Here is a 19,246-nt window from a genome sequence, read left to right as displayed (position 1 = left end):
CTTTTGCGTTAAGTTGATGCTGCTAAACCTTTAAAATATCATGATCTACGTAACGCGCACCGTTTAATTCGCTAATGATGTTAATGGCAGCTTTTGCGCCATCCCCTGCAGTAACAATGGCATGTACGCTTACTCCGGCAACGGTTCCTGCTGCCCAAATGTTGTCGATATTCGTTTTACCAGCTGGATCAACCGCAATAACGGTTTTAATACGAGGCTCGGTGCCTGGTTTCGTAGAGATCCCGATATGCTCAGCTAGCTCAGTCGATACGCCCGTTGCAATAAGCACATGTTTGGCTTCATAGCTTCCGCCGTCTGTTTCCACCCGTAGGCCGTCAGTTATGGCAACGATATTTTGTACCGTTTCCTCCTTGAACTCCGCTCCGAACTTCTGAGCCTGCCGTTTGCCTGTATCAACAAGCTCAGGACCACCGATTTCCGCAATTCCGTAATAGTTTTCGAACCAAGCGCGTTTTGTCATTCCTTTGTTGTTCTCAAACACGAGCGTCTTTTTGCCTGCTTTTGCAGTAAAAATGGCTGCACTTGCTCCAGCTGGACCAGCACCAATAATTACGATATCGAACATGCGACATACCTCCAATAATGGTTGGTTTGATTACATCACTAGTATATAAATTGAGGCTTGAAAAAAGCAAATGGCTTGTTTGCCGTACAATACATTTGTTCACAATATATTCTAAATTAAGGCGTTGTTTTAAATAAATTCCTTTGATATAGTTCTATTATCGAACTATTTTACAATAGAATTAATTTCGTGGATATTTAGAAGCTGCATATGAAGGAGGACACCAGTGTGGATCGAGCGTCATTGAAACAACTGATCGATCGCTACGAGGCGGCTAATTTCCTCGTAAACCGTCGGTTAAATGCGATGATCCGCGAGCTAATGCCGGATGATCTAACGGTAGACCAGTTTTCAACACTTCGTTATTTACGGTCGAGGGAGATGAGCACTTCATCCGAATTAGCCGACATTTTTTGCGTGGGCAAAAGCTCAATAACCGCAATCATTACGCGATTATTTGATAAAAACTTGATTCAAAGACTGCCGGATGAGAAGGATCGTAGGGTTATCTACTTAGCGCTGACGGAGGAAGGTAAGCAGGTCTGCGACCGCATGGAGGATAAGATACAAGTGCTGCTGGCCAAATACATTAATCGTTTTGAAGAGCAAGAGGCGAACTTCTTTATCGAAACCTTCGAGAAGCTTGCAAAGGAAATGATGAATCCTTAGTTCTATTATATTTGAGGGGGAACAAAAATGAGAACCGTTTTGAAGTTTAGATGGTTTGTTTTGGTGTTGTGGCTTGCTGCAGCAGTAGGTCTGATGCTCAGTGCGCCGAATATGGAGGAGCTTGTTCGTACGAAAGGGCAGATTAATGTACCTGATGGTTATTCTTCTTCAGTAGCTAGCGAATTGGAGAAGTCTATTGGCGGAGGCGATAGCGCCAGTGCCAGCAGCGGAATGGCCACCGTGCTTGTATTCCATAAGGATGGTGGTCTATCTGACGCCGATTTAGTGGAAGTGAAGAGTGGAATCGATAAGCTGAAGAGCAAAGGCGAGGCTATTGGCGTACTTTCCGTGACGACTCACTTTGATACCAAAGAGCTTGAGGAGCAAATGGTATCCAAGGACGGAAGCACCGTTCTTGCACTCGTAAATGTCGAGGCTGGCGACCGTGAGCTTGCTGAACTAAGAGACGGACTCTATGAGACGATTTCGGATGTGAAAGTGGAACATTATTATACGGGCAACTGGCTGATCTCTGAGGATGTTGTGCAGAGCTCGCAGGAAGGGCTTAAGAAAACAGAGTTCATTACACTTGGTTTTATATTAATTATTTTGTTTGTTGTATTCCGTTCTGCAATTGCGCCGCTCGTACCGCTTGTAGCAGTCGGTTTTACTTACTTAATTTCGCAATCCATTATTTCATTTTTAGTCAAATATTTCGATTTCCCCCTTTCGAACTTCACGCAAATTTTCTTGGTTGCTGTACTATTTGGAATCGGGACTGACTATTGCATCCTGCTTATTAGCCGCTTCAAGGAAGAACTGACGCATAGCGGCGGCGATAAGACAGAAGCAATTGTGCAGACTTACCGTACGGCGGGAAGAACTGTTTTATTTTCTGGCTTAGCGGTGCTTGTTGGCTTCTCTGCAATCGGATTCTCGACGTTTATGCTTTACCGCTCGGCGGTTGCCGTTGCAGTCGGGGTAGCGGTGCTGCTTATCGCTTTGTTTACGATCGTACCGTTTTTTATGGCGGTGCTGGGCACAAAACTGTTTTGGCCGGCAAAAGGATCATTGGAGCATAAGCCGAGCAAGCTGTGGGGTACAGTAGGTAAGTTTTCATTAAAAAGGCCTTTGTGGGCACTCGTTATTTTGGCTGTCATTATCGTACCTTTCCTTACGGCATACAAAGGCACAATCTCTTTTAACTCGCTTGATGAGATTGGTGACAAATATGACTCCGTTAAAGCGTTCAACATTATTTCGGATAGCTTTGGACCTGGCGATTCGCTGCCTACGACCGTGGTGGTCAAAGCCGATAAGCCAATGGATACGCCAGAGGGGCTTGCTGTACTGGAGCAAATCAGTCGCGAGCTTGCGAATTCGGGGGGCATCAAGACTGTTCGCAGCGCAACTCGTCCGACAGGTGAAGTGATGGAGCAATTTCTCGTGTCGGATCAAGTCAGCACCCTTGAGAATGGACTTGGTCAAAGCGGCGAAGGCTTGGGCAAAATCGGGGATGGTCTCTCAGAGGCAAGCAGCGCGTTAAGCGAGAATGCGCCAAAATTAAATGAAGCCGTTGATGGCGCGGGCAAGCTCGTTAATGGCACGAATGAGCTGAAGGCTGGAATTGTACAGCTCGGCACAGGTTTGAAAAAGATTCAACAAGGGCTGCAAGATGGATCTGCAGGCGCTGGAGAGCTTACTGAAGGATTGAAGCAGGCGCAAGCGAGCGCGGAGCAGCTGGCGGGCGCGAGTCGTAAATTGCTTAGCAGCTATGAGCAGCTAGGCGGCGGTCTTGGTCAACTTACAGGCGCTTATAGCGCCATTGCCTCTGAGCAGGCGAAGCTTGCGAGCGGTTTATCTGGTGTAGAGCAAAGTCTGACAGGACTACAGGAGAGTTACCCAGAACTGCAAAACGATGAGACTTTCAAACAAACATTACTTGCACTTGGTAAGCTGCAAGAAGGAGCAGCAGGCATCAGCGGGCAGTTGTCGCAGCTCAATGAACAGCTGACAGGTATTTCGGCTGGCATGACGCAAGCAAATGCTGGTTTCTTACAAGCAAGTGAAGGACAAACGGCACTTGCTTCAGGTTTTGGCAAGCTTGCTGCAGGGCTAGGAGAACTGCAAAAAGGCATTGAGCAGGCAGCTGCAGGTCAAGGTCAAATTGTCTCGAAGCTGCCGGGCGTCACGCAGGGCTTTAATGAACTATCAGATGGACAGAAGGAGCTTCAAGCAGGCTTCGCATCTTTAAATGATCAACTAGGTGAATTGACCAGCGGTTTGGATCAAAGCGTTGACGGCTTAACGCAGGTAACGGATGGTCTGACTTCTGCTGGCGGCTATTTGAACAGCCTTGCCGAATCGCCGAATAAGCAAATGACAGGCTGGTATATTCCAGATGAAGCTATTGCGAACAAGGAGTTTCAGACTGCCCTTAATGTGTATATGTCGGAGGATCGCCAAACGGCAAAATTCGACGTCATATTTAACGGCAATCCGTATGCACAGGAAACTATGGCTCAGATCGATGGGCTGGAAGCAGCCGCTAAACGCGCCATTCAAGGCACAGATTATAGCGGAGCACAGGTGGCTATCGGCGGAGTAACAAGCATGAATAACGATTTGAGCAATATATCAGCATCGGATTATTCTCGTACGGTCATTCTTATGCTGATCGGGATTTCGATCATTCTTATCCTATTGTTCCGCTCGATCGTCATGCCGCTTTATATGATCGCATCGCTCCTCGTTACATTCTATTCCTCGATGGCGATTGCGGAGGTCATTTTCGTAAGGCTGCTTGGGCAGTCAGGCATTAGCTGGGCGGTTCCTTTCTTCGGATTTGTCATGCTGGTCGCACTCGGAATTGATTATAGTATTTTCTTGATGGATCGCTTTAAGGAGTACCGCCATCTATCACCTCAGGAAGCGATACTCGAAGCGATGAAAAACATGGGTACGGTTATTATGTCTGCGGCCGTTATTCTAGGCGGAACATTCGCAGCGATGCTTCCTTCAGGAGTAATGTCGCTCCTGCAAATAGCGACGATCGTGCTTTGCGGATTGTTCATCTATGCTTTATTGATGCTTCCGTTGTTCATTCCGGTTATGGTGCGTACGTTCGGACCAGCTAACTGGTGGCCGTTTATGGGGCGCAGACAGGAAACAGAACAAACGGATCGCGTTCATAGCGGTCACACACTTAAGGGGCATCATGTCTCACATGATTCAACCCATTAATCGTTAAAATGGAGGGTTATCCAGGGTCTTTGTCACAAAGACCCATGCGATAACCCTTTTCTTGTTATACTTAACGTCTAGCCAGATCGTATGGATTGATTTCTGCATTCGCATACGATGCGCGTCCATTAAGAAATGCGCTGATTTGCTGCTGTTGCTCGCTTAGCAGACGTTGGAGCTTTTCGGCTTGCTCCTTGCTGGCGGAAGCTTCTTGCTCGGCTCGTGTTACCAGTTTGAGCAGAATGAAGGATTCATTCGATAGTCCGAGCTTAAGGCGTATTTTCTCATTCCGGATGAATTCGGTTTTTGGCGAGGGGCTGCCGTCCTCGGTTGTATTGCCCCTTGTTTTATCGGGAAGCAGCTGCAAGGCGGAACGGCCTTGCTCGGTAATCATATAGACCTTCTTGCCGCCGTCCTCTAATTGAACAGAGACGAATCCGCATTCAACAAGCATTTGAAGCGTGGGATATATGGAACCAGCGCTCGGTACATAGAGTCCGCCAGACTGCTCCTCTAGAGCCTTCATCATCTGGTAGCCATGCATCGGCTGAATGATAAGCAGCTTCATTAGTGCAACCTTCACGCCGCCGCGGCCAAAATAACGCTTGCTGCTGCGCTGATTGGCGCTGGGCTTTTCCGTACTATGTTGATGATGCACCTTGGAGGCATCGTTTTTAGTCGTCGTCATGTCAAGTCACCTCGGTCTTATCATAAGGATAGTTCGGAATCGTCAACTCTAACTGGTGTTGTGAAACGAAAAGGATCGCTTATCAGCTGTAATTGGAATAAGCTTACTCCTCTTACAGCATTGACAATGATAATTATTATTATTTACAATTTAAAAAATAATATTGTTTATTAAGGATGTGAGCGCGCATGACGCAGCAACCGAATCAAACAAAGTACGGTGAAATGTCCTATATCGGCACGGAGGAAGTAAAGCTCCCGTCGTTGCAGCATATGCAGCTGAACAATAGGGAGGAGCAATGCTTTGCGTTTGTGCTTCAACATAAAGTAAAGGTTGCCATTGTGAAGGAGGAGCAGCACACGACTAAAAAAGCAGTTGGCGGGGAGCTGTTTCTCATTCCGTCCCATTGTGAATGTACGCTGCTTAATGAGGGTAACCAGCTAGCTGAAATCGTGCTTATCCGCTTCCGAAGCGAGTCGCCAGCAGCCGTCACAGAGACGCTCCCTTACCGAGACAGCATGGGACTAAAGCTGCTGCGGATGCCTCAAGCCAGAAGCTGGCTTCAGGACTTTCAAAGCGACTGCGGCACTGACGATGCAGGTTTATACTATCAGCTGCAATCACAGCTTTATGCAATGGTCGCAGCGCTTATTCAATCCGTCCATCAGCCGAGAGAGACCGAAGCTGATTTAATTGGCTACGTCGAGCAAGCCAAGCAGTTCATGATTGAGCAATTAAGCTCACCGATGGATATGGAGGAGCTTGCAAGATCCTCAGGTGTGAGTACAAGTCGTTTTTATCAAGCCTTTCGCAGCTATACGGGACTTACTCCGCTTAAATATATGACCAAGCTGCGGCTGGATGCTTCTATGCGTATGCTCTCGGGTACGTCCTCTTCGATTGTCGACGTGGCACATTCCGTCGGTTATCCTGACGAGTACTATTTTAGCCGGTTGTTTAAGAAACATATGGGACTGGCTCCTACGGAATACGCCCAGCTTGCGAAGAAACGAGTAGCAACGCTTGTATCTGTGTTTGCAGGGGACTTATCAGCTATCGGCATGCCAACTTGTTTGTCTTTTATTCGTCTGAACAATCATCAGCATGAAAAGGTACTTCAGCAGCTGCGTGAAGCGGAACCGGATTTAATATTGGCGGGTATGCTGGATGAGGATATGTACGCGGCATGTTCGGCTATTGCGCCTGTTCTGATGCTCGATTGGAAGGCCTACTCCTGGAAGGAGCGGCTGATCGAGATTAGCGAAGTGCTAGGTTTGTCCACGGTAGCAGAGCGCTGGTTATCCTATTATGAGATGAAAGTTGAAAACGCACGTACACAGCTCAAAAACAGTCTAGGCGATGAGCCCATCCTAATTGTTCATGCTGGAAAAACTGGCTTTCGTATATTTGGCCCGCGCCGCCGCAAGATGAAAGACTTTTTTTATGACGATTTACAAATGTCATATCCGAAGTCAGCACACCAGATTGGGTTTCTCGATACAAGCTCGTTAAGGGAGATTGCTGATCTGGGCTGCAGCAGTGTTCTCTTCCTAGTACCAGCGGAGTCTTCCCGTGATTACTGCAATCAGCTGGAAGCGCGTTGGCGCCGCTTGAGGGAAAAGGATGCACGAAGAAGATGTATATTTATCGGTTATCATGACCGGCTAAATTATAATCCTACCGTCCATGATGGGCTCATCGATGAGACAGTGAGGCATGTGATGAGTTATGCGCAATAGATGCGAGCAATCGTCCTATTTATTTACTGTGATATGCTGCAAAAAAAGAAGAAGACAGCTGTATTGTTATAAGCACGTGTAACCGATAAATAAAGTAATGGTTATGAATCATTATTTTTTGATCGGGAGGGATTTTATGAAGCTCACTGAAATGGGCAAGGTACTATACCCGCTCTCGTTAATCATCATGATATCTATCATAAGCGGTTGTACGCTTAATTCAGATAGTCCGGAACAGCTCGAACAGACAACAACACCGGGTAAGGTGACCTTAAAGGTGGTTGAGAGTCTGATGACACCTCTGCGGACAGTAGAATTCGATAAAATAATTGAACAATTTGAAATGGACAATCCGAATATCGAGATTGTGAGAATAACGCCAGATTACGACACGGCTGATCAGACGATATTGTCGATGCTGGAGCAGCAGCAAAAGGTCGATATCGTGGAAGTGCGCGACGTTACGGTACATCAACTTGCAGCGCGCGGTCTGATTACAAGCTTGGAGAGCTATATTTCATCATGGAGCAATTATATGCTTCTTAATAATAATGCAAAGCTGATGTCTAGGGATGTAGGCGATGTCACCTTTTACATTCCGAGCAGTCTCTATCAAGTGATGCTCTATTACCGCAAGGATTGGTTCGATGCCAAAGCGCTGCAAATTCCAGAAACATGGGAACAGCTCTTTTTTGTCGGTAAGCAGTTGACGAAGCCGGAGGAAGGGATATACGGCTTTTCCTTTCGCGGCGGCAGAGGTGCGGCTAATACATTGTCTACTATTATTCAAGACTATAACGGAAAGAATGTCTCCATAAGCGATTCCATGTTCAAGATGGATGGTACGACGATTTACTCAGGTGATCACGCAGCTGAGGCTATTGAGCTTTACCGAAAGATTTATGCTGAGATTTCAGATCCAGCGTCCATAGATTGGGGTTTCAATGAACAGGTTCAGGCGTTTGTGAACGGCAAAGCGGCTTTGCTTATACAGGATTCAGATGTGATGGGTGTTATTAAGGAAAAGCTAAAGAACAACCAGTGGGCAACAGCCCCTTTGCCAACCGGACCTGATGGGATCTCGCATTACAACATGGGTGCAGCCGGCTGGGGGATTGCTTCCGGGTCTAAGCATAAAGATGAGGCTTGGAAATTCATTTCTTATCTGTCGTCGATCGAGAACAATCGCGCCTTTGCTGATGCATCAGGAGTCATTTCCATCTATAACAATACGATTGAAGAAGAAAAGTATTCTACAGGGCCGTATGCCCCTTATATGTTGATGGCAAATAACCCAGACCGTTTTCAAGGTGTAAAAAAACCGAGCCATTATAAAAATTATAGTGATTTTTTTCAAATGGGTACAGATGTGGGTCGACAGTATTTGATGAATACGATTTCGACGGAAGAGTTGCTGAAGCAGTTCGATGTTTTTTGGCAGCAGCAGAGAAAGCCGGAAGGAGATTAAACGAATGGAGGATGCAGCGGGCATGCAAGAAACAAGTGCCTGACGGCACCTCCTTTTGTTTGTAGGAATAGGGATTCGAATATCGTATGAAGCGAGTTGGACAGGGCAACATGTAAGGATAGATCTTGTGCCTTGACCAGAATAGAGATACGCATATACGATAGTAGAAGTTATCTTTTTTTTATCGCTAGCTAGCGATTGCAGGACAATAAGGAGGAACATTTGTGAAGCAGTTATTAGTTGTTTTTACAGGCGGGACCATTGGAAGCAAGAAGCAGGGAAAAGGCATCGATGTTAATGACGCGGGCTCATACTCGCTTATAGATGATTATAGCAATAGTGCTGAGCAGCGAGATGATATCAAACTTGATGCGATACAGCCGCTTAACTTGTTAAGTGAAAATATGACGACAGAGGATTGGATCGCGCTTGCAGAAGCTGTCCGAGGTGTAGATTCAGAGGTATATGCTGGTTTAGTCATCACTCATGGTTCGGATACACTGACCTATAGCGCTGCGATGATCGGCTATTTGTTTGCAGATACCAAAATTCCAATTGTGCTGACAGCAAGCAATTACCCCGTTGACGATGAAAGAAGCAATGGACGCCGCAACTTTGCGAATGCGATCGACTTTGTTGCGGATATGCAGCTGCCGGGCGTATTTGTCATTTACGAAGATGATAAAGGTATTCCGCTTGTTTACCTTGCAACGAGAGTGACGCAAGCTGCCTCCTTCACGGATCAATTTGGCAGCCCCTACGGAGTGCCGTACGGAAAGATGGCAGACCGTGTGTTCAACTGGCTTGAGCATGAGAGAAATCCTAGTCCTGAAGCACTGAAGACCAAGCTTAAAGCATCTTTTGCTTGGGAGCCGGACACACTTAAACTCGATTCCAGCATCGTTTATATTAGGCCATATCCGGGCTTGAACTATTCACTATATGATTTTACAACGATTCGGCCGAAGGCTATTCTCCATGATCTGCATCACTCGGGCACAGCAAGCGCGATAGAGGAGGGACCATACTCGCTTCCTGCGTTTATTGCGAACTGTACAGAGCTTGGCATTGATGTATACATATGTCCGATTCGAGATCGTTCAGCTGCCCTTTACTCGTCTTCACTTCGTTTAATAGAGGCGGGTGCGATTGTCATTGAGAAGCTGTCGGTTGAGGCTGCCATAACTAAGCTCATGCTCGCATATGGCTTATATGATGATAAAGCTCAGGCAAAAACTTTCGTTACTGAAAGTGTTTTGTATCACGAACATAACGAGGTGTAAAATGATCATAGAAAAGCTGGTGTTATTGACCGAAAGAGCAGCAAGTATTTTGCCTTTTTACAGAGATGTGCTGGGATTGCCGGTTATTCGCTCCGAGCAAGGCAGCTTTACGGTGCAGGCCGGCTGGAGCGAGCTGACATTTCAAGAGACAGGCGATCAAGCCGCTGCAGCATATTGTTATCACTTTGCTTTTACGATTCCAGAGAATAAATTCACGGAAGCAAAACAGTGGATTGAAGCGCTGGTTCCGATTGGTACGGAGGATGGGCAGGATGTGTCATATAGTGAATCTTGGAACTCGCATTCTGTTTATTTTGAAGACCCGTCGGGTAATATTTTAGAGTTGATTGCTCGCCATACGATGGATAATAGTGTTGAGCGTCCCTTTGACCCGCCACAAGACATTCTTTGTATCAGTGAAATTGGCGTAACGACAAGCGACGTCCCCACAGCAGTAGATCAATTTGCAGAGCTCGGCATCATGACCTATAAGACGCGCAGCGACAATTTTAATCCGATCGGCGATGACAACGGCATATTTATCGTGGTTGAGAAAGGCAGACGCTGGCATTTTACGAACAAGACGGCAGAGAGCTTCCCGGTTCGTGTAACCGTGCGCGGGCTTGGTGAGCTGTATTTGGAGGAAGGCGAGCAAGGCCTGTTAATTAAAAATAAAAATTAGAGGAGCGTTTCAATTATGGGAGAGCATGTAAAGGTAGGGGACCAGGTCCCGAATTTCAAGCTGCAGGCATCAAACGGCAAAAGTGTGGAGCTAGCCGACTATGCGGGCAAGAAGCTCGTTATTTATTTTTACCCGCGTGATATGACGCCTGGCTGCACAACGGAATCATGTGACTTCCGCGACTTTAACGGTGAGTTTGGCGCGAACAATGCGGAGGTTATCGGAATCAGCCCGGATGATCTGGCTTCTCATGAGCAATTCGTGGATAAGCATGAGCTACCGTTCTTATTGCTGTCTGACACAGAGCATACGGTCTCAGAGCTATTCGGCGTGTGGAAGCTGCGGAGCTGGAATGGCGAGGAATTTATGGGTATCGAGCGCTCCACCTTCCTGCTGGATGAGCAGGGTAAGCTTGCTAAGGAATGGCGCAGCGTAAGTGTAGACGGGCATGTCAAAGAAGTTCTTGAAGCGGTAAAAGGCAGCTAACCATCTTTATTTATGAAAAAAAAGGCTCCTCTCGAAGCGCAATAATCCGCTTCAAGGGGAGCTTTTTGGTTTTGATTATTTCGTTTTCCAAGATGGCAATTGACTGACGTAGCTGTCGGAAAGGTTGAGCAGCTCAAGCGCACGCTGATATTCATCCTCTGTTGCCACCTGTTCCTTAATACCGTCGCCGGCTAAGGAGTAGTGAGTACCGTCCTCATATCCACTGCCTGACATGAATAGCTCTTTGCTGCTTAAGAATGAGCCTGTCGGGAGATAATAACGTTGTGGCAGTACATTATACGTTTGATTGAACAAGTCTTGGCCGAAGTGGATATGATCATCCAAGGAAATGCCAAGCATATTCGCAATCGTAGGCAAGACGTCTACTTGACCGCCAAGCTGATCGAATACTTTACCCTCTGTTACGCCTGTCGATGCTACAACGAGCGGAATGTTAATCATATCGGTATAGCCGTATTCATGACCATAAATTTCAGCCATTAGCTCCTTGTCATTACGGTCCAGCGAGTATACTGGAAGGCCGAGATGGTCACCGTATAACAAGATCAAGCTGTTATCCCAAATACCGCGTTCCTTCAAATCTGCAATGAACTCGCCAAGCGCGAAGTCAGCATAGTTTTGTGCGCGGATATAATCACCAACAAAGGTTTTCTCATAACGCTCAGGGAGCGTCATTTTGTATTTCTCTGCTGGAATTGTAAACGGATGATGTGAAGTCATTGAAATAACATGCGAGTAAAATGGCTTGCCATTCTCGCTCATACGTGCCATCTCAGCAGCTGTTTTCTTGTAAAGCTGCTCATCGGAAGCGCCGAAAAACACAGCATCTTCATCTCCAAAAAACTTTTGATCGTAGTAACGATCAAAGCCAAGTGCCTTGTAAAGCTCTCCGCGGTTCCAGAACTCGACAACATTCGTATGGAACGTTGTTGTATCATATCCGTTTGCTTTCAGCATCTTCGGCAAGCTCGGAAGTTCCTTGTCGGCATAAATCATCGTTGCTGCGCCGCGTGGCGGAATATAGAAAGAAGTGTTGACGACGAACTCAGCATCAGATGTATTGCCTTGACCGACCTGCTGATAGAAATGCTTGAAGTAATAGTTTTCATTGACTAGCTTATTGATGTTGGGCGTAATTTCTTTTCCGTCAATCTTCAAGTTAACGAGGAAGTTTTGAAACGACTCCATTTGAATGATAATGACGTTTTTGCCTGCTGCCGTTTTCCATAGCTGCGGCGTAGCAGGTGTTTCAATTTTTTTAACGGAATTGATTTTTTCTTGTGTAATATGGTTTGGATCAACATAATCTATCGATTTGTTCTTGAAAATCATATATGCCTCGTAATTGAGTATTCCCATTTGCTCCGCTTTAACAATTTCATTCATGCTGGCGCGGTTTGGCAAAATGTTGAAGAGGCAAAGCGCGATTGAGATGCTGAACAACGCAAGGACAAGTCGTTTACTTTCCTTGACGGTGCTTTGTTTCTTCCAATTCACTGCTTTCTTTGGACGAAATAATAACACAGCCATAATGATAATATCGATAAAGATTAGCAAGTAGTAAGGATCCATGAGTGAAAATACGCTATTTTTAACCGCTGTAACTTGGTTGACCTGCTCCAGCGCGAGATAGGTCACAATAACACCGTAATACTTGTAATACATAATGACAGCAAATAGAATGAGCGTCATCACTAGATTTGCGATTAAATAATAAATAAGTTTGCGTTTAGAAGAGAACCACTCTATAAGACAGTAAACAATGAGGACAAACGGAATTTCTTTTAGAATAGTAGTCCACGAAAAACCGTCCTCGAAGATGACCATCCATGCTAGGTAGCTTTTGAGAAGCATAATAAACGAGAAAAAAAGAATGGGACGAGTGCTTAATAATCGTTTTGGAGTTAAAAAAGTCATATAACCGCCTACCTTTCACAGCAAAAACTGGCCATCTCACAGAGGCAGCCAGACAGCTAATTTTAATATACGTTCGTTTTGTAAATTCTTATCCATTATGCTCCTAATTATAGTCGAATGTCAAAAGGCAAAAGGCACCTCCATGCCCAATCAAAATATTTTTTAAATAGCGAATTATTAAGACTTTTTGTTTATTCCTATTCATGTCAACATTTCCATGCTATTAGATTGAAACATTACTGTAGTTTTAGTAGTCTATTAATTAACTACTATTAAACAAACCATGATTACAAGTGTAATTACATGAAATATATGTAAAAATAATGTTGGAGGCTTATCATGAAAAAAACAAGAAGGCTGTTGCTGTTTATTATTGTATGCGCGGGAATAGTGTTTGGTTACTCTTTATTTAATAAGGATGAGACAACAACGATTCCACCAAAACAAGCTTCTGCTGATGGCAACGCAGACAGTGGAGAATTGTCGGGCAGTATTGGGGAAGATCCGAGCGATGATACACCAACAGCTACTGAAAAGCCAACAAACACCAACAATCCAGATTCGGGCAATGAGGGAAAAGGTGAGAATGAGGCTGGCTCTGGGCAAACAGAGCAGACAGAAGACGGTATAGTGGTTATCGCCAAACCTGCGGAAATTTCGGTACTCGTCAATAAGCAGCATAAGCTGCCAGAGGATTACAATCCTACGGATCTCGTTTATCCTGACGTTCGATTTATTTTTTCCGAGAAAATAGAAAAACGCAAGATGAGGCAGGAAGCAGCCACGGCGCTTGAGAAGCTGTTTGCAGCAGCAGAGGATGACAACATCCTACTCGCTGGTGTATCCGCTTATCGTTCGCATAAGACGCAAACAACGCTGTTTGATCGCTATGTGAAGAGGGATGGACTCGAAAAGGCAAGAACTTATAGCGCTCTACCTGGTACAAGCGAGCATGAAACGGGACTAGCGATCGATGTATCGGGAAGTGACGGCAAGTGTGCGGCAGCCGATTGTTTTGCTGATACAAAGGAAGCGCAGTGGCTTATGAAGTTTGCACATGAGTACGGATTTATTATCCGGTACTTGAAAGGCAAAGAAAAGATTACAGGCTATCAATATGAGCCTTGGCATTTGCGTTATGTAGGTACGGATGTGGCCACTGAGATTATGGAGAGCGGAGAGGTGCTGGAAGAGTATTTTGACGCGGTTCCTGTCACAAAATAAGAAGCAATAGTGCAGCGCAAGCTGTATTCGTACAAGCCTAAACGATTGTTCATTAAGGATAGTCGCTTGCGCTGCTCACTATTGGTAATGCCATTCGTTAGATCTTTGCTTCAAACGTTTTGCAATCTGTTTCTTCGGAGTTGCTGGCTTGCTTGCCGCGATTGCTGACCACATAAATAGAAGAGGCGCCGCAGTGGTTTCCTGCTGCCCAGAACTTGCATGAATTCACTTCGCACAGTACATCCTTAGCCATTGACAATTCACCTCCTCTCTATATAGGATGGACAAACGATATATCGTTTTATACTCAGGAAGGATGGATAGATATGGGAGTTAAACTTTATTTTAATCATGACGCCGGTGTAGACGACCTGGTATCACTATTTCTTCTATTGCAAATGAAAGATGTTGAGCTGCTTGGGGTATCCGTTATTCCTGCCGACGGCTATTTAGAGCCAGGCATTAAAGCCAGCAGCAAAATTATTGATCGCTTTGGCGACCCTGTCAAAAATAAATCGCTTGAAGTGGCTAGATCAAATTCACGCGGTGTAAATCCATTCCCTGCTGAATGGCGTATGCATACGTTTTTTGTGGACGCGCTGCCTATTTTGAATGAATCAGGAACGATTCGCACGAATGTATCTGCGCTGCCAGCGCATCAACATATGATTGAGCAGCTTCGCAAGTCGGATGAGAAGGTGACATTGCTATTTACAGGTCCGCTTACTGATTTGGCAAGAGCACTCGATGAAGCTCCGGATGTGGAAGCGAAGATTGAGAAGCTTGTCTGGATGGGCGGTACGTTTAATGAAAAGGGCAATGTTCAAGAGCCAGAGCACGACGGAACAGCAGAATGGAATGCCTTCTGGGACCCTGAAGCTATGCATCGCGTATGGGCAAGCAGCATTCCGATTTTGCTCGTAGCGCTTGAGAGCACGAACAAAGTACCGCTTACGATGGATGTACGCAATCGCTGGGCATCGCTTCGCAAGCATGAGGGTCTTGATTTTGTCGGTCAATGTTATGCAGCTTGTCCACCGCTTGTTTATATGGAGACCAACTCGACTTATTATCTGTGGGATGTGCTTACGACAGCTGTTGTCGGCAATCCGGATCTCGTAGAAATTAAGACTGTACACAGCGGCGTGATTAAGGATGGACCTAGCCAAGGCCGTACAGTGGAAGTAGAAGGCGGCCGCCCAGTCAGCCTTGTTTATGATGTTGATCCCGTTCGATTCTTCGATTATATTACCGACCTTTCTGCAAGTGCGGTAAGCTATAATATCTAACAAGACTAAGCCCTGAAAATAAAAAGCGCAGCCTCGAATGAGTTAGACTCATTCAAGGCTGCGCTTTTTTTCATTAATCCATCTCATAAATGGAGCCTGATTTGCTGGCATAAAGCTCGGCGTACACCTTCTCGGCGTATGCATCGGTCATGCCTGAAATATAATCCGCAACAAATCGCGGCCAGCTCCATTTGTTCTTATGGATCTCATAATTCTCTATCCAGTCTGGCGGAATAATGAGGCGTCCGGAATCGGGAACTTTGAAGCTGTCCCATAGCCGTCTTATCATAATCTCACTGCGCATTTGCAAGCGCTGAACGCGGAAATCCTTAATGAGTGTTACCCACGCAAGCTTCTTCAGTATTTCCATTGTGCGAAGCAATTCGATATCCTGTTGTCCATTGTTCACGAACGTGACTTTTTTCCAGCTGCGCGTGGTATCGTCTATGATGCCGACCTTGCCGGCGAACAAGCTGACCCAGCGTGCTTTCATCTCCCGCCTAGTACGAGAGGCTTCGCGATCACAGCTTACGTAAAGTTCTTGCCACTGCTCGAAATAGGAAACGAGTACACGCTTCACCATCGCAGGGATGTCCACCTCTCCCCAGCCAATTCCGGTATTTCCTTTATCGTCGACAATTTCCTGAACAACATGGTCGATCAGCCTGCTATCCTCGAAAAAGGTGCGGTTCATTTGAATTTTCCCGGCACGAATTCCGTCTTCAATATCATGGGTGGAATATGCAATGTCATCGCATAGATCCATAAGCTGTGCTTCCAGTGTCGAACAGCCGTCAGGAATTTGCCATGAATGGCGGAGCTGAGCGATTTCTCCCCACTCTGTACTATAAAGACCTTTAAGTCGACCGGGCTCACTGAGACTAAATGGGTATTTATTAATAGCAAGTAAGACAGCGGCGGTCAAATCAAGGCCGCTTCCGCTTCCTGCGCGTTTCTCTAGAAACATCAATATCCGAAAATTTTGCGCGTTTCCCTCGTATGGAATGCCATACTCCTCCATGAGCAAATGGTTGAGCACTTCTTCACCTTTATGTCCAAAAGGGGGATGGCCCAAATCATGTGCGATCGCGGCAATCTCGACGACAGCGGGATCTAATATTAGCCCTGGATGCTCCTTGCGCGCTAGGAAATCATATTGTTTGCCTAACCTGCGCGCAACCTCGCGTGCAATCTGCGACACTTCAAGAGAATGGGTTAGCCTCGTTCTATAGTAATCGCCCGTACCTGCACCAAATACTTGTGATTTACCTTGCAGACGGCGGAAAGCGGGGGATTGAATGAGTCTTGCATAATCTCGTTCATACTCATCTCGCTCCTCGCTTAAAGTACCGAGCGCTTTCTCGTCCAATCTAAGCTTGCGTATGTCCATCGTAAGTCCTCCAGTGCCACTTATGCGGGTATTATTGAAATATATAAGCCCATCTATTACATGTTGTAGACAGGTTTTTTTACCTCTCAAATTCGGAAAAATGCTTTGTTGCTTGAATTGTAGCATATAATGAGGCTTGAACATACACCGTGCTTGGAGTATGATCGCATTAGCTTTTACATAAAACTGAGGTGCTATAATACGGATGGTCATCATGCAAAACGCATCTGCAATTATTATGCTGCTAAACATTTTTTTGGCGATTACGGTTATCTTTCTCGAGAGGCGCAGCGCAAGCACAACTTGGGCTTGGCTGATGATTCTTTTCTTCATCCCCGTTTTCGGCTTTGTTTTGTATTTAATATTAGGGCAGAAGGTACGTAAAAGAAAGCTGTATAAGCTGCTTGGCGACAGTCAGCGCATTATCGAGCACACGGTCGAGAGGCAAATGCGCCAGCTGCGAGACGATGAAATTGTATATAATGATCCTGTGATGCGAAGTTACCAAGACATGATCTATATGAGTCTGAAAACGAGCTATGCGGTATATACGAGCAACAATGCGGTTGAGATCTATACGGAGGGCAATCAGAAGTTTGACGCGCTGCTCAAGGATATTCAATCGGCTCAGCATCATATTCATCTCGTCTACTATATCGTCCGTGACGATGAACTGGGCAGAAGATTGGTTAAGGCGCTCGCAGAGAAAGCGGCAGAGGGCGTTGAGGTTAAGTTTTTGTATGATCATATAGGAAGCTCCAAATTGCCGAAGCGTTATTTTGCGGAGTTGATTGCAGCCGGCGGCCGGGAAGCGGCGTTTTTTCCATCGCGAATTCCTTATTTGAATTTAAAAATCAATTATCGCAATCATCGCAAGCTCGTTATCGTTGACGGTCAAGTCGGTTATATTGGCGGCTTCAACATCGGAGATGAATATTTAGGATTAAACGAGCATTTTGGCGAATGGAGAGATACGCATCTCAGAGTTCGTGGTAATGCAGTGCTGCAGATGCAGGCGCAGTTTCTTATGGATTGGAATTTGGCGGCTTCCAGCCGAATAGAGCTTAACGAGCGGTATTTCCCGATTATGAGCGATGATACGGGAACGATTGGCATGCAGCTTGTGGCGAGTGGTCCAGATACGCAATATCAACAAATTAAAAATGGCTATATCAAAATGATTTATTCAGCTCGAAAAACGATCAGCTTGCAAACGCCATATTTTGTACCTGATGAAAGTTTGATGACCGCGCTGAAGATCGCTGCTTTGTCCGGAGTGGATGTGCGTATTATGCTGCCGAGTAAGCCAGATCATTTCTTTGTATACTGGGCAACTCATTCTTATTTGGGAGAGCTTCTCGCAGGCGGAGTTAAATGCTATATGTACGAGAAAGGGTTCCTTCACGCAAAAACGCTTGTCATCGACGGCAAGGTGGCGTCCGTTGGAACGGCCAATGTCGATATTCGCAGCTTTAAGCTTAATTTTGAGATGAATGCGTTTATCTATGATACGCAGACATCGGCAAAGCTGCAACGCATTTTTGAGGATGATGTCGAACATTGCACGCAGCTAACGGAAGCTGTTTATGCCAACCGGCCAATCATAAATCGGTTGAAAGAATCGATCTCCAGACTACTCAGTCCCATCCTATAGACACACATAAGAAGGGCTTCTGCTTATCTAAGATAACCAGAAGCCCTTCACCTGCTTGGTAGAAAACTATTCAATTTATTCTAACGCTCCAATCCGCTGTTTGCCTCTTCTTCGTCCTTTCGAATTTGTTACAAACCCTATCGACTTCGATCCTAATTTTATTGACCTCGATCAACTTCCTTTCGATTTGTTTCAAATCCTTGTTCCTCATAAGTACTTATCATTCATATGGTCGACTACATCCTCATTCGCTATTGTCCCAGCATGTCCGGCAATGATTGAATGAATGCTCCTTCCCGAGTTTGTGAGACATGCATCGCTAACCTACTTCAATGGGCTATCCCCTCTCGTTTAAGATAAGCTTAGTATACACCTTTGTTTGAATTTTGTAAATATTCAGATTATTCAATTCGACAAAAAATTTTAATTGTTTTTTGGTGTTAGTTCAAAGCTTAAGGTAGGGAGGGGCTTGCCTCTAACGGACTGGAAGTCGTTATTTATGATGAATAGTGCTCAGAATGGATTGTAACGGACGTAGCAGTCGATACTTTTGATGAATAGAGTTCAGGCTGGAGTCTAACGGCACAGAATGCAATATTTATGATCATTAGAGTTCATGCTTGCCTCTAACGGACGTATAAGCCGCTATATATGATATTTGAGTCCAAACTGAATTCTAACGGACACTGAATCCGCTATATGCTTGAAATAGAGTAAAATCATATCACTTGAAGCCAAATAGCGACCTGTATGTCCGTTACTTTTGCAAAAAGAGTGAGATTGATGCAAATAAGGTCTCTGGTGTCCGTTACTTCCTTCCGCGAGGTGTTTTTTGAGGTTGGTTTGGGCTCTTTTTAGTCATTCAATTCCGTATTGTTTTGTAAGGCACTGATTTTGGTTATAAGCT

15 protein-coding genes are annotated in these 19,246 nt (G+C 45.4%); 10 read left to right on the top strand and 5 right to left on the bottom strand.

Annotated features, from left to right (window positions below; genetic code table 11):
• Window positions 1-22: 22 nt before the first annotated feature.
• Window positions 23-586 carry an FAD-dependent oxidoreductase gene (locus AC787_RS15055; RefSeq protein WP_054025522.1) on the bottom strand — a complete coding sequence of 188 codons (564 nt, stop codon included), beginning with the start codon at window positions 584-586 and terminating at the stop codon, window positions 23-25.
• A gap of 228 nt (window positions 587-814) precedes the next feature.
• Between AC787_RS15055 and AC787_RS15050 the strand changes: the two genes are divergently transcribed.
• Window positions 815-1,255 (top strand): MarR family winged helix-turn-helix transcriptional regulator, encoded by a 441-nt coding sequence (locus AC787_RS15050; protein ID WP_054025521.1) that lies wholly within the window; start codon window positions 815-817, stop codon window positions 1,253-1,255.
• A gap of 27 nt (window positions 1,256-1,282) precedes the next feature.
• On the top strand, window positions 1,283-4,498 hold the full coding sequence (locus AC787_RS15045; protein WP_054025520.1) for an MMPL family transporter: 3,216 nt from the start codon (window positions 1,283-1,285) through the stop codon (window positions 4,496-4,498).
• A 70-nt stretch (window positions 4,499-4,568) separates the two neighbouring features.
• Here AC787_RS15045 and AC787_RS15040 read toward each other — a convergent pair whose 3' ends face one another.
• On the bottom strand, window positions 4,569-5,186 hold the full coding sequence (locus AC787_RS15040) for a PadR family transcriptional regulator (RefSeq protein ID WP_054025519.1): 618 nt from the start codon (window positions 5,184-5,186) through the stop codon (window positions 4,569-4,571).
• 188 nt (window positions 5,187-5,374) lie between these two features.
• Here AC787_RS15040 and AC787_RS15035 point away from each other — a divergent pair, with 188 nt between their 5' ends.
• From AC787_RS15035 to bcp, 5 genes are all read left to right on the top strand, one after another.
• Window positions 5,375-6,925 (top strand): AraC family transcriptional regulator, encoded by a 1,551-nt coding sequence (locus AC787_RS15035; RefSeq protein WP_054025518.1) that lies wholly within the window; start codon window positions 5,375-5,377, stop codon window positions 6,923-6,925.
• Between the two features lie 136 nt (window positions 6,926-7,061).
• Complete coding sequence (locus tag AC787_RS15030; protein ID WP_054025517.1) at window positions 7,062-8,393, top strand: ABC transporter substrate-binding protein; 1,332 nt, start codon at window positions 7,062-7,064, stop codon at window positions 8,391-8,393.
• Between the two features lie 224 nt (window positions 8,394-8,617).
• Complete coding sequence (locus AC787_RS15025) at window positions 8,618-9,676, top strand: asparaginase (RefSeq protein WP_054025516.1); 1,059 nt, start codon at window positions 8,618-8,620, stop codon at window positions 9,674-9,676.
• A gap of 1 nt (window position 9,677) precedes the next feature.
• Window positions 9,678-10,358 (top strand): VOC family protein, encoded by a 681-nt coding sequence (locus tag AC787_RS15020; RefSeq protein ID WP_054025515.1) that lies wholly within the window; start codon window positions 9,678-9,680, stop codon window positions 10,356-10,358.
• A 15-nt stretch (window positions 10,359-10,373) separates the two neighbouring features.
• Window positions 10,374-10,844 carry a thioredoxin-dependent thiol peroxidase gene (gene bcp / locus AC787_RS15015; protein ID WP_054025514.1) on the top strand — a complete coding sequence of 157 codons (471 nt, stop codon included), beginning with the start codon at window positions 10,374-10,376 and terminating at the stop codon, window positions 10,842-10,844.
• A 75-nt stretch (window positions 10,845-10,919) separates the two neighbouring features.
• Here the strand turns inward: bcp and AC787_RS15010 are convergent, their stop codons facing one another.
• The gene (locus AC787_RS15010; RefSeq protein ID WP_054025513.1) at window positions 10,920-12,782 is read right to left on the bottom strand and encodes an LTA synthase family protein; all 1,863 of its coding nucleotides are present in this window, start codon (window positions 12,780-12,782) and stop codon (window positions 10,920-10,922) included.
• Between the two features lie 339 nt (window positions 12,783-13,121).
• Here AC787_RS15010 and AC787_RS15005 point away from each other — a divergent pair, with 339 nt between their 5' ends.
• Window positions 13,122-14,006: a M15 family metallopeptidase gene (locus AC787_RS15005; RefSeq protein ID WP_054025512.1), complete on the top strand. Its 885-nt coding sequence runs from the start codon at window positions 13,122-13,124 to the stop codon at window positions 14,004-14,006.
• A gap of 97 nt (window positions 14,007-14,103) precedes the next feature.
• Here the strand turns inward: AC787_RS15005 and AC787_RS33290 are convergent, their stop codons facing one another.
• The gene (locus AC787_RS33290; RefSeq protein WP_076266302.1) at window positions 14,104-14,259 is read right to left on the bottom strand and encodes a DUF1540 domain-containing protein; all 156 of its coding nucleotides are present in this window, start codon (window positions 14,257-14,259) and stop codon (window positions 14,104-14,106) included.
• Between the two features lie 73 nt (window positions 14,260-14,332).
• Here AC787_RS33290 and AC787_RS15000 point away from each other — a divergent pair, with 73 nt between their 5' ends.
• Window positions 14,333-15,295, top strand: a complete 963-nt coding sequence (locus AC787_RS15000) for a nucleoside hydrolase (protein WP_054025511.1) — start codon at window positions 14,333-14,335, stop codon at window positions 15,293-15,295.
• Between the two features lie 73 nt (window positions 15,296-15,368).
• Here the strand turns inward: AC787_RS15000 and AC787_RS14995 are convergent, their stop codons facing one another.
• Window positions 15,369-16,685, bottom strand: coding sequence for a deoxyguanosinetriphosphate triphosphohydrolase family protein (locus AC787_RS14995; protein ID WP_054025510.1), 1,317 nt, complete (start codon window positions 16,683-16,685; stop codon window positions 15,369-15,371).
• 205 nt (window positions 16,686-16,890) lie between these two features.
• Between AC787_RS14995 and cls the strand changes: the two genes are divergently transcribed.
• The gene (cls, locus tag AC787_RS14990; protein WP_054025509.1) at window positions 16,891-18,339 is read left to right on the top strand and encodes a cardiolipin synthase; all 1,449 of its coding nucleotides are present in this window, start codon (window positions 16,891-16,893) and stop codon (window positions 18,337-18,339) included.
• Window positions 18,340-19,246: the final 907 nt, after the last annotated feature.

This window comes from Bacillus sp. FJAT-28004 (assembly GCF_001280845.1).
Classification (GTDB): domain Bacteria; phylum Bacillota; class Bacilli; order Paenibacillales; family Paenibacillaceae; genus Pristimantibacillus.
The sequence above is the reverse complement of the archived record's forward strand: the minus strand, read 5'-3'. Positions and strand labels throughout refer to the sequence as shown.

What these genes read in the sequence shown, in the direction of transcription:
- AC787_RS15005 (WP_054025512.1), top strand. Translation starts at nt 13,122, where the DNA reads ATGAAAAAAACAAGAAGGCTGTTGCTGTTTATTATTGTATGCGCGGGA.
- AC787_RS14995 (WP_054025510.1), bottom strand. Translation starts at nt 16,685, where the DNA reads ATGGACATACGCAAGCTTAGATTGGACGAGAAAGCGCTCGGTACTTTA.
- AC787_RS15045 (WP_054025520.1), top strand. Translation starts at nt 1,283, where the DNA reads ATGAGAACCGTTTTGAAGTTTAGATGGTTTGTTTTGGTGTTGTGGCTT.
- AC787_RS15035 (WP_054025518.1), top strand. Translation starts at nt 5,375, where the DNA reads ATGACGCAGCAACCGAATCAAACAAAGTACGGTGAAATGTCCTATATC.
- AC787_RS15030 (WP_054025517.1), top strand. Translation starts at nt 7,062, where the DNA reads ATGAAGCTCACTGAAATGGGCAAGGTACTATACCCGCTCTCGTTAATC.
- AC787_RS15040 (WP_054025519.1), bottom strand. Translation starts at nt 5,186, where the DNA reads ATGACGACGACTAAAAACGATGCCTCCAAGGTGCATCATCAACATAGT.
- AC787_RS15000 (WP_054025511.1), top strand. Translation starts at nt 14,333, where the DNA reads ATGGGAGTTAAACTTTATTTTAATCATGACGCCGGTGTAGACGACCTG.
- AC787_RS33290 (WP_076266302.1), bottom strand. Translation starts at nt 14,259, where the DNA reads ATGGCTAAGGATGTACTGTGCGAAGTGAATTCATGCAAGTTCTGGGCA.
- cls (WP_054025509.1), top strand. Translation starts at nt 16,891, where the DNA reads ATGGTCATCATGCAAAACGCATCTGCAATTATTATGCTGCTAAACATT.
- AC787_RS15020 (WP_054025515.1), top strand. Translation starts at nt 9,678, where the DNA reads ATGATCATAGAAAAGCTGGTGTTATTGACCGAAAGAGCAGCAAGTATT.
- AC787_RS15055 (WP_054025522.1), bottom strand. Translation starts at nt 586, where the DNA reads ATGTTCGATATCGTAATTATTGGTGCTGGTCCAGCTGGAGCAAGTGCA.
- AC787_RS15010 (WP_054025513.1), bottom strand. Translation starts at nt 12,782, where the DNA reads ATGACTTTTTTAACTCCAAAACGATTATTAAGCACTCGTCCCATTCTT.
- bcp (WP_054025514.1), top strand. Translation starts at nt 10,374, where the DNA reads ATGGGAGAGCATGTAAAGGTAGGGGACCAGGTCCCGAATTTCAAGCTG.